Origin of the sequence: Clostridium hydrogeniformans DSM 21757 (assembly GCF_000686705.1) — a bacterium.
GTDB classification, from domain to species: Bacteria; Bacillota; Clostridia; order Clostridiales; family Clostridiaceae; genus Clostridium_Z; species Clostridium_Z hydrogeniformans.
Genome location: NZ_JMLJ01000008.1, coordinates 222,710 through 238,656 on the forward strand (window position 1 = coordinate 222,710; position 15,947 = coordinate 238,656).

General features: G+C 30.2%; 19 protein-coding genes. All 19 read left to right on the forward strand.

Going from position 1 to position 15,947, the window contains the following annotated elements; all coding sequences use genetic code 11:
* The first annotated feature begins 119 nt into the window (after positions 1-119).
* Positions 120-752: a septum site-determining protein MinC gene (gene minC / locus BR69_RS0106340; RefSeq protein ID WP_027632435.1), complete on the forward strand. Its 633-nt coding sequence runs from the start codon at positions 120-122 to the stop codon at positions 750-752.
* 17 nt (positions 753-769) lie between these two features.
* Positions 770-1,567, forward strand: a complete 798-nt coding sequence (gene minD, locus BR69_RS0106345; protein WP_027632436.1) for a septum site-determining protein MinD — start codon at positions 770-772, stop codon at positions 1,565-1,567.
* A gap of 13 nt (positions 1,568-1,580) precedes the next feature.
* Positions 1,581-1,847 (forward strand): cell division topological specificity factor MinE, encoded by a 267-nt coding sequence (minE, locus tag BR69_RS0106350; protein ID WP_027632437.1) that lies wholly within the window; start codon positions 1,581-1,583, stop codon positions 1,845-1,847.
* Positions 1,848-1,959: 112 nt separating this feature from the next.
* A complete protein-coding gene (gene rodA, locus BR69_RS0106355; protein WP_027632438.1) occupies positions 1,960-3,075 on the forward strand; it encodes a rod shape-determining protein RodA in 1,116 nt (371 codons plus the stop codon).
* 21 nt (positions 3,076-3,096) lie between these two features.
* Positions 3,097-3,471 carry a methylglyoxal synthase gene (gene mgsA, locus BR69_RS0106360; RefSeq protein WP_027632439.1) on the forward strand — a complete coding sequence of 125 codons (375 nt, stop codon included), beginning with the start codon at positions 3,097-3,099 and terminating at the stop codon, positions 3,469-3,471.
* Positions 3,472-3,605: 134 nt separating this feature from the next.
* A complete protein-coding gene (locus tag BR69_RS0106365) occupies positions 3,606-4,409 on the forward strand; it encodes a M23 family metallopeptidase (RefSeq protein WP_027632440.1) in 804 nt (267 codons plus the stop codon).
* A gap of 18 nt (positions 4,410-4,427) precedes the next feature.
* Complete coding sequence (locus tag BR69_RS0106370) at positions 4,428-5,288, forward strand: M50 family metallopeptidase (RefSeq protein ID WP_027632441.1); 861 nt, start codon at positions 4,428-4,430, stop codon at positions 5,286-5,288.
* Between the two features lie 98 nt (positions 5,289-5,386).
* Positions 5,387-7,240: a TIGR03960 family B12-binding radical SAM protein gene (locus BR69_RS0106375; protein ID WP_027632442.1), complete on the forward strand. Its 1,854-nt coding sequence runs from the start codon at positions 5,387-5,389 to the stop codon at positions 7,238-7,240.
* Positions 7,224-7,925: a TIGR03936 family radical SAM-associated protein gene (locus BR69_RS0106380; RefSeq protein WP_027632443.1), complete on the forward strand. Its 702-nt coding sequence runs from the start codon at positions 7,224-7,226 to the stop codon at positions 7,923-7,925. Before BR69_RS0106375 ends, BR69_RS0106380 begins: the two co-directional genes overlap by 17 nt.
* Before the next feature lie 210 nt (positions 7,926-8,135).
* Positions 8,136-9,575, forward strand: coding sequence for a ribonuclease E/G (locus BR69_RS0106385; protein ID WP_027632444.1), 1,440 nt, complete (start codon positions 8,136-8,138; stop codon positions 9,573-9,575).
* A 129-nt stretch (positions 9,576-9,704) separates the two neighbouring features.
* A complete protein-coding gene (gene rplU / locus BR69_RS0106390; protein WP_027632445.1) occupies positions 9,705-10,019 on the forward strand; it encodes a 50S ribosomal protein L21 in 315 nt (104 codons plus the stop codon).
* A gap of 2 nt (positions 10,020-10,021) precedes the next feature.
* Positions 10,022-10,435, forward strand: a complete 414-nt coding sequence (locus BR69_RS20075; protein ID WP_051623518.1) for a ribosomal-processing cysteine protease Prp — start codon at positions 10,022-10,024, stop codon at positions 10,433-10,435.
* Positions 10,401-10,703: a 50S ribosomal protein L27 gene (rpmA, locus tag BR69_RS0106400; protein ID WP_027632446.1), complete on the forward strand. Its 303-nt coding sequence runs from the start codon at positions 10,401-10,403 to the stop codon at positions 10,701-10,703. The genes BR69_RS20075 and rpmA overlap by 35 nt, the downstream gene beginning before the upstream one ends.
* Before the next feature lie 243 nt (positions 10,704-10,946).
* The gene (obgE, locus tag BR69_RS0106405; protein WP_027632447.1) at positions 10,947-12,221 is read left to right on the forward strand and encodes a GTPase ObgE; all 1,275 of its coding nucleotides are present in this window, start codon (positions 10,947-10,949) and stop codon (positions 12,219-12,221) included.
* Positions 12,222-12,232: 11 nt separating this feature from the next.
* Positions 12,233-12,538 carry a ribosome assembly RNA-binding protein YhbY gene (yhbY, locus tag BR69_RS0106410; protein WP_027632448.1) on the forward strand — a complete coding sequence of 102 codons (306 nt, stop codon included), beginning with the start codon at positions 12,233-12,235 and terminating at the stop codon, positions 12,536-12,538.
* A gap of 2 nt (positions 12,539-12,540) precedes the next feature.
* Positions 12,541-13,143, forward strand: a complete 603-nt coding sequence (gene nadD / locus BR69_RS0106415) for a nicotinate-nucleotide adenylyltransferase (RefSeq protein WP_027632449.1) — start codon at positions 12,541-12,543, stop codon at positions 13,141-13,143.
* A gap of 11 nt (positions 13,144-13,154) precedes the next feature.
* Complete coding sequence (yqeK, locus tag BR69_RS0106420; RefSeq protein WP_027632450.1) at positions 13,155-13,721, forward strand: bis(5'-nucleosyl)-tetraphosphatase (symmetrical) YqeK; 567 nt, start codon at positions 13,155-13,157, stop codon at positions 13,719-13,721.
* 16 nt (positions 13,722-13,737) lie between these two features.
* Entirely contained in the window at positions 13,738-14,994 is a 1,257-nt protein-coding gene (locus tag BR69_RS0106425; RefSeq protein ID WP_027632451.1) for an LCP family protein, read from the forward strand.
* A gap of 18 nt (positions 14,995-15,012) precedes the next feature.
* Complete coding sequence (locus BR69_RS0106430; protein WP_027632452.1) at positions 15,013-15,912, forward strand: RluA family pseudouridine synthase; 900 nt, start codon at positions 15,013-15,015, stop codon at positions 15,910-15,912.
* Positions 15,913-15,947 lie beyond the last annotated feature (35 nt).

A 15,947-nucleotide genomic window follows, 5' to 3' on the forward strand; every position in this document is an offset into this window, starting at 1 on the left:
AGGCTTGTAAAAAGCCTCTTTTTTTATAAAATTTAATATAATTTATGTTTAAATTTGAAGGATTTTGATTATTGTTTGTTGAAATAGTATGTTAAGCTATTGCTGCATGGAGGTTTATTATGTTTGATGACGGTATAATTATAAAAGGAAATAAGGAAGGATTAAATGCAGTTATTAAGCTGGAGAGATATGGAGATTTTGATGATGCAATTGATGCCTTAGTTAAAAAGCTTTCAAAGGGAAAGCAGTTTTATAAAGGTTCTACATTAAAAATAACTACCAATCTAAAATACATAACTGATAGGGATAAGAGAAAGCTTGAAAATCTCTTATTTGAAGAATTCCTTATAAAAGAATGCATTTATGAGGATAAAGATGAAAAGATAAATAAGGTTTTTACTGGAGTTTATGAAGGTAGGACAAAGTTTATTAGAAAAACTATACGAAGCGGACAAAGTATAAGCTATGTTGGAAATATCGTAATAGTTGGAGACATTAATTCTGGAGCAGAGGTATTTGCAGGAGGAAATATAATAGTATTAGGAGCTATAAAAGGACATGTTCATGCAGGTACTAGTGGTAATGAAAGAGCTATAATTGCGGCTTTTTCTATGGAACCACAAATTATGCAAATAGGTGACATTCTTACTATATCACCTGATGATGGAGAAAAACCTCGCTATCCTGAGGTCGCAAGGATAAGAGATGGATCAATAGTAGTAGAGCCGTATCTAGTAAATAAATACATTTAAATTGGAGGTAATTTTTTATGGGAGAGTCTATTGTTATAACTTCTGGAAAGGGAGGAGTAGGCAAAACTACAACTACAGCAAATATAGGAACTGCTTTAGCAGCTCTTGGTAAAAAGGTTGTTGTGGTTGATGGAGATACTGGGCTTAGAAACTTAGATGTTTTAATGGGTCTTGAAAATAGAATAGTATATACTATAGTAGATGCGTTAGAGGGAAGATGTAGATTAAAACAAGCTCTTATAAAAGATAAGAGATTTTCAAATCTTGCATTACTACCAACAGCACAAACTAGAGATAAAAATGATATATCTCCAGAGCAAATGTTTACTTTAGTAAATGAACTTAAAAAGGAGTTCGATTATGTTTTAATTGACTGTCCTGCTGGTATAGAGCAAGGCTTTGAAAATGCAATTATAGGAGCAGACAGGGCGGTTGTAGTTGTAAATCCAGAAATAACTTCTGTACGTGATGCAGATAGAGTTATAGGAAAATTAGATGCTAAGGGTCTTGAAACTCATGATCTTATAGTTAATAGAATAGATTTTGAAATGGCTAAAAATGGGGAAATGTTAGATATAAATGATATTATAGAGATTCTCTCTGTAAAACTATTAGGGGTTGTTCCTAATGATAGGGAAATAACTGTATCTACAAATAAAGGTGAGCCTATAGTGTTAGATAATGATGCTCAATCAGGAGAAGCCTTTAGAAATATTGCAAAAAGAATTCTTGGGGAAGAAGTCCCTTTTATGACTTTTGAAGCTCAGAACACTGGATTCTTTAACTCATTAAAAAAGCTATTTAAGCTTAAATAGGAGGTCTCTTTTAATGGATTTTTTAAGAAAATTAACCTCTAAGGGAGGATCAAAAAATGTAGCTAAGGATAGATTAAAACTTATATTGATTCATGATAGAGGAGATATGCCTACAGAGATTATCGATAAAATAAAAAATGAAATTTTAGAGGTAATATCTAAATATGTTGATATAGAAAGTGAAGAAATAGACATAGCTATAAATCAAGGTAGTGAAGGGGAAGGAGATTCTCCAGCACTAGTAGCTAATATTCCTATAAGAAGTTTAAGGAATAAATAGAGAAGCACTTCCTCCAAAACAATAAATACATTGTGAATATTTATTTAAAATAGTTTTAAAAAGCATTTAATATGTTATACTATGAATTGAAAACTTAAGTGGAGGGATAAAAGTGCTAAATAAACTAAAGTTAGAATCGAAGCTGCTAAAGGAATTAGATTTTGGAGTTATTATATTATCCCTAATAATCTTTTTATTTGGTATACTGAATATATATTTAACTACATATCAAAAATCCGGAATGTATTCTATTAAAAGACAAATTATGTGGTTAGGAGTAAGCTTGTTTGTAGTATATATTATACTACTTATGGATTATACTATAATACAAAACTTAGTTCCTTTGTTTTATTGGGCTACAGTACTTTCCCTTATAGGAACTAGGTTTTTTGGAGCGGTTATAAATGGAGCAAGAGGATGGATAAAGGTAGGACCTATATCTATACAACCAGCAGAATTTGCAAAGCTTGCAATAATCCTTATGATTGCAAAAAAGCTTGATGATATGGATGGAAAGATAAATGATTTAAAAAACTTTTGTATCCTTGCAGTATATGCAGCTATTCCTATGGTTATTATATTACTTCAACCGGATATGGGACTTACTATGATATGTTTCTTTATAGTACTTGGAATGATGTATATAGCAGGTCTTGAACTTAAAGTTATTGTAGGTGGGTTTATGTCTGTAATAACCTTAGTTGCGGTAGTATGGAATTCTTCATTAATGCAACCACACTGGAAGAAGAGATTAACATCTTTTTTAAGTCCAGAATCAGATGAATTAGGAATAGGATTGCAGCTTAAACAATCAATGATAGGAATAGGTTCAGGTGGAGCCTATGGTAGTGGAGTAGGTTCTGGAACTAGCTATGTATCAGAATTCGTTCCAGAAAACCATACGGATTTTATATTTGCTGTTATAGGAGAGCATTGGGGTTTTATAGGAGGACTTTTCTTACTTTTTTTATATGGAATACTTCTCTATAGAGTCATAAAAATAGCAAAGGGTTCTAAAGATATTTTTGGAAGTATGATTTGTGCTGGATTCTTATCCACATGGCTATTTTCTATACTTCAAAATATAGGTATGACTATTGGAATTATGCCTATTACAGGAATAACCCTTCCCCTTATAAGTTATGGAGGTAGTGCTGTTTTATCCAATTACATGGCTTTAGCTCTTGTGCTTAATGTTGGAATGCGAAGAAAAAAAATAAATTTCTAAAACATATAAGAGGGGGATTTTATGAGAATAGCATTAATTGCCCATGATAAGAAAAAAGATGACATGATTGAATTTGTTCGAAGATATAAAAGTATCTTTGAAAGTCATGAACTCTTTGCAACAGGTACTACAGGAAGACTTTTAGAGGACATAGTAAACCTAAAGGTTGAAAGACTTTTATCTGGTCCTTTAGGAGGAGATCAACAAATAGGAGGGAGAATAGCAGAAGGAAAAATTGATTTTGTTATTTTCTTAAGAGATCCTTTGACATCTCAACCCCATGAACCAGATGTAACAGCCCTAATTAGGATATGTGATGTTCACTGTGTTCCTGTGGCAACTAATATTGGTAGTGCTGAAGTTTTTTTAGCAGCTTTAAAAAGAAAACAAGTATAAATATAAAAATACCTTGGTAAGTTCTTACCAAGGTATTTTTATATTTATATTAAGAATAATATGGTGTTCATGTATCATATATATTCTATTAGGAATATAAGAAAAATAATTATCTAGTAGAAAGGGGGAGAGGAATGGGAAATTATAATCATCAATATGAAAGCTATTATTCACAAATAGTACAAAAAAACAATGGGGGAAGAGATCAGAATTATGCTAAAAAACCTTATGGATTACAAGGAAAAAGAAATATATCAATACTTCCGAGAATTACTAAGGATAACATAGGAAATATTATAATATTTCAGCTTATAGGAACCTTAATGCTATTTTCTATTGTATTATTATGCAGAGAAATTAAAACTGATAAAACCAAATATATATATACCTATGGAAAAGAAATGGTTAGCAGGGATATTGATTATAAAGGATATGTAACATATATAAAGTCCATAGATTTTAAGAACATAAAAATAGAAGAGATTAAGGAGTATATGTCTTCTAAAATGGTAAACATAAAAGCTTCTTTTGAAAATTTCAATTCTCCTCTTAAATCTTTAAGTGATGAGTATGTTTTTCCTTTAGAGGGAGAAGTACTCAAGGCATTTAACGAAGAAAAATCCTGTATAGGAGAAGGGAATCATAAAGGAATAGATATACTTTGTAGGGAAAATGAAATTAAATCAAGCTATAGAGGGAGAGTAAAGGAGTATGGTGAAAAAGAAGGACAAGGATTTTACTTAACAATAGATCATGGAGGGGGAGTAGAAACAAAATATTCCTTTATAGATAAGATAGAAGTTAAAAAAGATGATATGGTGGAAAAAGGACAAGTCATAGGGTATGGAGCTAAAGAAAATGGTGGAATAAAGTTTGTACACTTTCAATTGTCTTATATGGGAGAAGAAAAAAATCCTTTAGAATTTATAAAAAAATAATTTTTCTAGGAGATTTTCATGATTAAGATTAATAAATTATTTATACCATACATAGCATTAATTATTGTTATAGGATTTGGAAAAGCTTTTATTGGAGGATTTATATTTGTATTTTTACATGAAATGGCTCATATTATATGTGCTAGAATATTAGGGATTAAAGATATTAGTTTAAAAATAATACCTATGGGTACCTATATAGAAAGTAAAAAATTTGATGATCTTAAACCTAAAGAAGATATATTAGTGTCATTAGCTGGCCCATTTTTAAATCTTATTTTTGCTATTATTTTTTTTCTTATGAGTATATTTATAAAAAATAATACAATAGTATGGTGTGGATTTATTAATCTAAGCCTTGGTTTATTTAACTTAATTCCAGCATTTCCTTTAGATGGTGCTAGGATTTTAAGAGCTTTATTAAGTAGAAAAATAATATATAAAAAAGCAAATCTTATAACCATAAGAGTTAGTTTTATAAGTGGTTTTTTCATATTAGGTTTATTTATAATCCTTGTTATAAATAAGGTGTTTAATATAACCCTCCTTCTAATAGGACTTTTAATACTTATAATATCTTATAAAGAGAAAGAGAGGATAGTATATATAATTATGGGAGACATAGTGAAAAAGAAAAATAGATTTCTAAAGGATAATTATATAGAAAATAAAAGCATATCTGTTTATTATAAAAGGGATTTAATAAATCTCTTAGGGATTGTGGATAAAAATAAAAACAATATTTTTACTATATTAGATGAGAATATGAAGGTTTTAGGAGTAATATATGAATATGAAGTAATTGAAACTCTTAAGTTATATGGAAATATGTCCATTGAAGAATATATGATAAAGAGGGAAAAAAAAGCCATGGAATAAGTTTTCCATGGCTTTTCATTTACAAATCCTAGGTTTATTCTTATAATTATATCTTAGAATGTAAATTATAAGAACTATGTCCTTGGGAGGAAAATTTAATGAATATAAACTTAGATGATATTTTATTTAGAGTAGAAAAACCAGCTAGATACACAGGGGGAGAATTAAATTCTGTTTATAAAGATTTAAATAAAGAGCATATAAGATTTGCTTTTTGTTTTCCAGATACTTATGAAGTAGGGATGGCTCATTTAGGAAGCAGAATATTATATCATACCTTAAATAAGAGAGAAGATACATATTGTGAAAGATGCTTTGCTCCATGGCCAGATATGGAAGGTCTATTAAGGGAAAAAAATATACCACTTTTTACTTTAGAAACTAAGGATTCCTTAAAGGAATTTAACTTTCTTGGATTTACTCTTCAGTATGAAATGAGTTATACTAACATATTAAATATGCTTAATATGGCACATATAACAATAAGAGCCTCTGAAAGAGGGGAAGATGAGCCAATAGTTATGGCAGGAGGTCCTTGTGCTTATAATCCAGAACCTCTTTATGATATAGTAGACTTCTTTGAACTTGGAGAGGGAGAAGAAGTTATGAATGATGTATTAGAGGTATATAAAAAATATAAAGGTAAGAATAAGAAAAAAGAGTTTTTAAGAGAAATCTCTAAAATACAGGGAGTATATGTACCTTCATTATATGATGTTACCTATAATGAAGATGGAACCATAAAGGAATTTACTCCTAAATACGAGGATGTTCCGAATAAAGTTTCAAAAAGATTTATAGCTAATTTTGATGGAGTGGAATTTCCAGATGAAATAATAGTGCCATATACAGAAATAGTACATGATAGAGTAGTTCTTGAAACCTTTAGAGGATGTACTAATGGATGTAGATTCTGCCAAGCTGGAATGATATATAGGCCAGTTAGGGAAAAATCTACAGAAACCCTTTTAAAGCAAGCGGACACCTTACTTAAAAGCACAGGATATAGCGAAATATCCTTAAGTTCTTTAAGTATATGTGATTATTCAGATATACAAAATTTAATACATACATTAATGGAAACTCATGGGGAGAATAAGGTAGCAGTATCCTTACCGTCCATAAGAATAGATGCCTTTTCTGTCGACTTAATTAAGGAGATTCAAAAGGTTAGAAAAACAGGTCTTACCTTTGCGCCAGAAGCTGGTAGCCAAAGAATGAGAGATATAATAAATAAGGGTGTTACAGAAGAAAGAGTTCTTGAGGCGGCTCATTCAGCTTTTGAGGCAGGATGGTCTACTATTAAGCTTTATTTTATGATAGGTCTCCCTTATGAAACAATAGAAGATGTTCAGGGAATAGCTCATTTAGCAGACAAGGTAGCAGGAGAGTATTTTAAGGTGCCAAAGTATATTAGAAATAAGGGGCTTAGGGTAACTGCAAGTACATCTATATTTGTACCAAAACCTTTTACACCATTCCAATGGGCGCCTCAAGCTACTATGGAAGAGGTTGGAGAAAAGATAAAAGCTGTTAAGTTAAGCATTGAAAGTAGTGCAGTTAATTATAATTATCATGAGTCTTTAGTATCCTATATGGAAGCTGTATTTGCAAGGGGAGATAGAAGACTTTGTGATGTGATTATAAAAGCCTTCGAAAAAGGTGCTAAATTCGATGGATGGTCTGAATACTTTGATTTTGACCTTTGGATGGAAGCTATGAGAGAATGTAATGTGGATGGTGATTTCTATGCTTATAGAGAAAGAAGCTATGATGAAATTCTTCCATGGGACTTTATAGATATTGGAGTAAATAGAGAATATTTAGTAAGAGAAAATGAAAAGGCTAAAAAAGCAGAGCTTACTAAAAATTGTAGAGAAGGTTGTACAGGTTGCGGAGTAAATGTTAATTTTAAGGAAGGAGTGTGCTTTGAAGGTGCGTTATCTAATTAAATTTACAAAAAATGATTCAATAAAATTTATATCTCATTTAGATCTTATGAGAACCCTTCAAAAGATCGTAAGAAGAGCAGCTCTTCCTGCAGAGTATTCTAAAGGTTTTAATCCTCATATGAGTCTTTCTATAGCTCAGCCTCTATCTGTAGGACATTATTCAAAGGGAGATTATATGGATTTAATCTTAACAGAAGATATAGACATAGAAGAACTTAAGGAAAAATTAAATAGTTTTAGTAACTTAGGAATAGAGTTTCTAGAGGTTACACCTATAGAAATAATTGAGAATGAGAAGAGAGTTCCAAAGGCTATGGCATTAATAGATGCTGCAGATTATATTATTAAAATAAAGTTTGAAAATCCTAAAGAAAAACTTTATCATATAGAAAAACTTTTAGAAAAAACTAATTGGGAGATAATAAAAAAGAGTAAAAAGGGAGAAAAGATGGTAGACATAAGGCCACAAATTATTAATGCAGCCTTAAGATACGATTCAGAATATGTTATCATAGATCTTAGAGCTTATTGTGGAAGTAGAGAACATCTATCCCCAGAACTTTTTACAGATTATATAAAGGGAAATGTAGAAGGATCAGATAGAGAAGCCTTTACATATATAGAGAGAACTGAAATGTTTACAAAAAAAGATGAAGAGTTTATTCCTTTATATAAATATGTATAGTAGAGTGGCCTTCAGTTTTTCTGAAGGCTTAATACTTTAGGCAATTAAAAATACTAAATTAAAAAATATATAGAGCTTTAAGCTTAGAAATTAAGTTTGTACATATACCTAAAGCTATATATATTGAAGATATTCTTAATGAATAAGTTAAGAGTTTATATTACTTATAGTTATTTTTAATACCTTAATAAAATAATAGGAAGTGTGGCTATGAGAGAAATATTTATAGAGAAAAGAGATAATGTAAGAAGAGTAGCTGTAAAGGAAGACAATAGATTAATAGAATGTTTTATAGAAGAAGAAAAAAATGAACCTATTCCAGGAGAAATATATAAAGGAATAGTTAAGAATATAGTACCTGCTATAAAATCTGCTTTTGTAGATATAGGATATGATAAAAAAGCATATATGTATTTGACAAAGGATAACATTAAAAAAGGTGATGAGGTTCTTGTAGAGGTTGTAAAAGAAGAACTAGGGGATAAGGGAGCTAAAATCCTAAATCATGTAACTCTTCCAGGAAGGTATGTAGTATTAACCAATGAAAGGCATCATATAGGCTTTTCAAAAAAGATAGAGAATGAAGAGTTTAAGAAGGAAGTTTTAAATAGTATAAAGGTGCCAGAAAACTTAGGAATTATGATAAGAACTCAAGGAGAGAAGGTATCCTTAAAGGCTATAGAAAAGGAACTAGAGTATCTTTATAATAAATATTTAATTATAGAAAGAGATTTTAAATATTCATTAAAACCAGGACTTTTACATGGAGAAAAAAGTATAATAAATAAAATACTAAGAGATGTTGTAAATGATAAAGCAAAAAAGATTACTGTAGATAGTAAAGAGGACTTTGAAAATATTAAAAATTATATAGAAGACAAAGAAGATATAACCATAGAACTTTCTTTATATAAGGAACATAGAACTCTTTTTGATTATTATGGAATAGAAAAGGAAATACTAGCATTAAGAAATAATAGGGTGAATCTTGAATGTGGTGGACATATTGTAATAGAAAAAACAGAGGCCATGTATGTTATTGATATAAATTCAGGTAAAAATGTTATAGGCAGGTCAATAGATAGGACTGCATATACAACTAACATTCAAGCAGCAGAAGAAATTGCAAGGCAAATAAGACTTAGAAATTTAAGTGGTATAATTGTGGTGGACTTTATAGATATGGAAGACCAGGAAAAAAAGGATAAAGTAATAAGAACATTAATAAGCGGATTCCATGGAGATAAAAATAAAACAATGGTATATCCTCATACAGAGCTTAATTTAGTTCAAATAGCTAGAAGAAGAAGAGGAAAAAATATATATGAATATATAGAAGAGCAATGTAAGTGCTGCAAAGGGCAAGGAAAAAGATTAAGGCTCTCCTATATTACCCTTCTTATAAAAAATGAAATTCTAAAAAAAGATGCAGAAAATAATATACATGATATATATATAGAAGTTAATTCTATGTATAAGGACATTATAAGGGGAGATTTATTTAGGTTTATAAAACATATAGATGGTTTAACTAAAAATATATATTTAAATTTCACAGATATTGTAGAATATTTTAATGTAGAGCCCCTAATATTTTCTAATCAAATTGAGAGTTTAATGGAATATAAAGTAGATTTTAGTGAAAAATAATGACAAAAAAACTTTACAATGATATTTTAATGTGCTACAATGTCTTTTGTAGACCGCACGTCACTGGTTTTATATAAACACAAATATGTGTACCTTAGGCGGCGAGACTGGATAGAGGAGGTGTATTTAATGTACGCAGTATTAACAACAGGTGGAAAGCAATATAAAGTTGCAGCAGGAGACGTAATTTTCGTTGAAAAGTTAAACGCTGAAGTTGATTCAACAGTTGAATTAACAGAAGTGCTTGCAGTTTCTAAGGAAAATGGAGAATTCCTTGTTGGAAAGCCAGTAGTAGAAGGTGCTAAAGTTGTTGCTAAGGTTATAGCTCAGGCTAAAGCTAAGAAAGTAGTTGTTTTAAAGTATAAGGCTAAGAAAGACTACAGAAAGAAGCAAGGACATAGACAACCTTACACTAAGCTTGTTATCGAGAAGATAGAAGCATAATTATGATTAATGTAGTTATAAGAGAACATAATGATAATATAGTGTCTTTTAATATAGAGGGGCATGCTCTTTCAAAGGAAGTTATAGAAGAGTCAATAGGTGAAGCCTACGATCTTATATGTAACACCGTATCAACTTTATCACAAAGTGTTATAATTGGTATAGAAGAGGTACTTAAACTAAAAGTAAACTATAATATCGATGATGGAGATCTAAGTCTTGATTTAAATTCTTTAGGTGAGATAGATATTTTAAAATGTCAAGTTTTACTTAAAACTTTTAAGATAAGTATAGAAAGTTCCATTAAAAGTTTAGACTTAAGTTTCGGAAAAAAGAAACGTAAAGAATATATAAAGTTAAAAGTAGAGGAGGTGCAGTTCCATGCTAATAATGAATCTTCAGTTATTCGCTCATAAAAAAGGAGTTGGTAGCTCCAAGAACGGTAGAGATAGTGAATCGAAGAGACTTGGTGTAAAGAGTGCCGATGGTCAATTCGTTCTTGCTGGAAATATATTAGTTAGACAAAGAGGAACAAAAATCCATCCAGGAACTAACGTTGGAATAGGTAAAGATGATACTCTTTTCGCTAAGATAGATGGAGTAGTAAGATACGAAAGATTAGGAAAAGATAAGAAGAAGGCTAGCGTTTACCCAGTAGATGTTGAGGAAACTATAGCTGAATAATTTTTATGAATTAAAGGCACCCTGTTAGGGTGCTTTTTTAAAATTATAGAAAAATTAGTTGATACATATAATGCCATAAGAATAGTCGTTCTTATAAATTTAAGTAAGAGTTTATGTAACTTTACCTTTAATTTTGGAAATAATAATAATAACTAGGTTACCTTTATATCTTTTTATTATAAAATTTTTATTATAAGAAGGTTAAAAAGGAAAAAAATAGAATAATACATAGAGGGTGATTATATGTTTATAGATACAGCCAAAATATTTGTTAAATCAGGAGATGGCGGACATGGTGCTGTTTCCTTTAGAAGAGAAAAATATGTTCCTTTAGGCGGTCCAGATGGTGGAGATGGTGGAGACGGTGGAGATGTTATTTTAGTTGCAGACAAAAACATGACTACACTTTTAGACTTCACTTATAGAAGAAAGTATGCTGCTGAAAGAGGAATCGATGGAACAGGTTCTAAATGCTATGGTAAAGATGGAGAAAATCTTTACATAAAGGTTCCAATGGGAACTATCATAAGAGATGAAGAAAGTAAGAAAATAATGGCAGACTTATCTCATAATGGAGATGAATATGTGGTTTGCAAAGGTGGAAAAGGTGGAAAAGGAAATGCTAAATTTACTACACCTACAAGACAAGCGCCTAACTTTGCAGAGCCAGGTATGCCAGGAGAAGAGGGATATATACTTCTTGAACTTAAGCTTCTTGCTGATGTAGGATTATTAGGGTTCCCTAATGTTGGAAAGTCTACTTTATTATCAAAGGTTTCAAAGGCTAAGCCTAAGATAGCTAACTATCACTTTACAACTTTAAAGCCTAATCTTGGAGTTGTTGCTTTAGGAGGAATTTCTCCTTTTGTAATAGCAGATATACCAGGTATTATAGAAGGGGCGGCAGAAGGAGTAGGGCTTGGGTTAGACTTCCTAAGACATATAGAGAGAACAAGAGTATTAATTCACGTTGTTGATATATCTGGAATAGAGGGAAGAGATCCAATAGAAGACTTTATAAAAATAAATGAAGAGCTTAAAAGATATAGCGTAAAACTTTGGGATAGACCTCAAATAGTAGCGGCTAATAAGAGTGATATGTTATATGATGAAGAAACCTTTAAAAACTTTGAAAGTAAAGTTCGTGAGATGGGTTATGATAAGATATTTAAAATATCTGCTGCTACAGGAGAAGGGGTTGAGCCACTTCTTAAGGAGGCTGCAAGATTATTATCAGAAATACCAGTTACTGATCTTGAAATAAGTGAGGAAGAAAGATTTATAAGAGAAGAAAAGAGATTTACTCATGAAATAAGAGTTGAAGATAATGTCTATATAATAGAAGGTACTTTTGTAGATAGACTATTATTAGCAGTTAATGTAAATGATCCAGATTCTTTAAGATACTTCCATAAGGTTTTAAGAAATAAGGGAATAATAGATGAATTAGTTGCAATGGGAATAGAAGATGGAGATTTAGTAAGGTTAAATGACTTTGAATTTGAATTCTTATTATAATGGAGGTAAATATGATAACTAGTAAACAAAGAGCTTATTTAAGATCCTTAGCTCACAAAATAGATCCTATATTTCAGGTTGGAAAAAATGGCATAGAAGATGCTTTCTTAAAGCAGGTAGATGACGCTTTAGAAGCTAGAGAACTTATAAAATTAGCAGTTTTAAACAATAGTGGATATGAGGCAAGAGAAGCTTCAGATTTCCTATGTGAAGAGTTAAGATGTGAAGGAGTTCAGGCAATAGGTAATAAATTTGTGATTTATAGAATGTCAAAGAAGAATCCAAAGATAGAATTACCAAAGCCAAATAAAAAATAGTAATGAAAGTTGGAGTTTTGGGTGGGACTTTTGATCCCATCCATAATGGTCATCTCTATATAGCTGAAGAGGCTATAAAGAGGCTTTCCTTAGATAAGTTAATCTTTATGCCTAGTGGAAACCCACCTCATAAAAAGAATAAGGATATTTTAGATGGTGTTTTAAGATATGAGCTTATACAGTCTGTTATAAGAGAAAAGGAAAAGTGTTACCTAAGTGATTTTGAACTCCTTAAAAAAGGATTAAGTTATACTTATGAAACTCTTGAGTATATAAAAGAAGACTTAGGAAAAGATACTGAAATATATTTTATAACAGGGGCAGATTGCCTAATAGATATATATAAGTGGAAAAACATAAATGAACTTTTTAACCTATGCAAATTTGTAGTGTTTTATAGGCCAGGTTTTACTGAAGAGGAAATACTAAAGCAAAAGAAAAAGGTAGAAGATGATTTTAATGTTGAAATAATATTTTTGCACCTATTAGAAATGAACATATCTTCGACTTATATACGAAAAGCTATAAAAAATGGAGAGGGCTTAAGCTTCTTATTACCACCTTCTGTGGAATATATAATAAAAGAATTAAAATTATATAGATAGGAGGCATATTTATGTGGACTGAAGAGCAGATAAAAGGATATTTAAGAGAAAACTTAAAAGAAAGTAGATATATACATGTTATAGGTGTTATGGAAACAGCTGAAAAACTTGCTACTATTTATGGGGAAGATAAGGTTAAATCTAGATATGCAGCTTTAATTCATGATTTAGCTAAACATGAAAGTGGAGAAACTTTAATTTCCATATGTAAAAACCATGGTTATACCTTAAATTCTGTAGAAATAAATTCACCTCATCTTCTTCATGGTCTTGTTGGAGCTATAATAGCTAAAGAAAAAATGGGCATAGAGGATGATGATATATTAAATGCAGCTATATTTCATACCACAGGAAAAGAAAATATGACTCTTCTTGAGAAAATAATATATATTGCAGATTATATAGAACCAAGTAGAGATTTTCCTGGAGTAGAAGAGCTTAGGGAAATAACTTTTAAAAACTTAGATAAAGGTTTGCTTAAAGCTTTTGATAACACCATAAAATTTATTATAGATAAAGGTCTTTTAATACACCAAAGAACCATAGAAGCTAGAAACTATATTGTAAATAATAAATAGATAAAGGTGAGTGCTTATGGGACATAAGGTGAAAAATAATAAGAAGAAGAAACAAAAAAACAAAATGGCTATGGTAATACTTACTTTGCTAATTTGCATTTTAGTAGCTGGATTAACTTCAGCAACTTTTTTTTACAACTTCATTGGTAAATTTAGTAAAAATGATATAAAGGCTTTAGTACCAAATTCTAAAGATGAACCTATAAATGTTTTACTGTTAGGCTTAGATATAGGAGAGGCTGGTCAAGACAATAAGAAGGTTCCTAAAAGAAGTGATACTATGATGATAGTAAACTATAATAAAAAAAATGATTCATGTACACTTGTTTCTATACCAAGGGATACCTATGTTGAGATTAACGGTAAAAGCCAGAAGATAAATGCAGCTCATGCCATAGGAGGACCTTCCTTAGCTATAAAATCTGTAGAGAATCTTTTAGATACTAAAATAAATTATTATGTTACTATAGATTATGAAGGCTTTAGGAGCTTTATAGATGCCATTGGCGGTATTGAGATGGAAATAGATAGAGATATGATATACGATGATAATACCCAAAACCTACATATAAGGTTTAAAAAGGGAGAGAAAGTAACTTTAGATGGGAAAAAAGCAGAAGAGTTTTTTAGATGGAGAAAAAATAATGATGGTACAGGATTTGCAGATGGAGATATTGGAAGAATAGAAAATCAACACAAATTAATGTCTAAAGTCATGGAAAAGGTAACTTCTCCTGCTATTGTAACTAAGGTTGGAAAAATTCTTGATGTAATTCCTAAATATGTAGAAACTAACCTTAATGGTGATGATATATTGAACTATGGAATGAATTTTGTAAAAATGAATAGAGAAAACTTCACTCAATATACCCTAAAAGGAGATAGCGAATATATAAAGGGATTGTCTTATTTTTTATATGATAAAAAGAAAAACAAAGAAGTATTATCAATTCTTAATGGGGAAAATAATGAGCTTTCAAAAGATAAAGACACAAAAAAGAATCTTAATATAGAAATATTAAATGGCACTAATATAAATGGACTTGCATCAAGCTATTCAAAACTTCTAAAAGATAATGGTTATGATCATATAACTACAGGTAACACTAAGCCAATAAACAAAAGTAAAGTTATAGTAAAGGGAACAGAAAATAAGGAATTAGAACTTTTAATAAAAAAAGATTTTAATATCGAAAATATAGAATTTTTAGATGGGGATAATGGAAATTTTGATATAATAGTAATACTAGGAAAAGATTATAAGAAAAATTAACACTAAGAGGAGAAGACCATGAGTAAACTTGAAAGAAGAGTAAGTGGGGAATTTAATAATAAAAAAATAAGAGAATATTTAAAGGAAGAACTTAAGCTTTCTACAAGACTTATAAGGGGGGCAGCCTTAGATAAAAGGATATTAGTAAATGGTAAGGCAGTTAAGCTTAATCATGTAGTTAAAGAAAATGATAAGATAGATATAATATTATCTAAAGAAGAAAATCAAGATATAATACCTGAAAAAATAGATCTTGATATAGTTTATGAGGATGAAGATTTAATTGTAATAAACAAAGCTCCATTTATGGTAGTTCATCCTACTAAAAGTCATAGAACTGGTACATTAGCTAATGGAGTTCTTGGGCATTTTAGAGAGAATAATGAGAACTGTATTGTAAGGCTTGTAAGTAGATTAGATATGAATACATCAGGACTTATAATAATAGGAAAAAATCAATATGCCCATATGGCCTTATCTAGAGATATGAAAAGTGAGGACTTTAAGAAAATATACTTAGCTTTAGTCCACGGAAAATTAAAGAAATCTTCAGGAACTATTGATTTACCTATTTATAGGGATGGGGAAGAAAGTATAAAAAGAGTAGTGGATACTAGAGGGCAAAGAAGCATAACTCATTATACTGTGGAGGAAGAATTTAAGGATTCATCATTAGTAAAGCTTGTATTAGAAACAGGAAGAACCCATCAAATAAGAGTACATTTAAGCCATTTAAATTGTCCCATATATGGAGATACACTTTATGGATATGAAGATGATAGTAACTTAATTGAAAGACAAGGTCTTCATGCCTATGGTTTAGAATTTCCTCATCCAAGGACTGGAGAAATTATAAAACTTACTTCAAAACTTCCGAGGGACATGGAGGATTTAATAAATACATTGAAAGAGATTTAAAGTTATTATAGAGTTTTAATGTTAGAGATTTTATG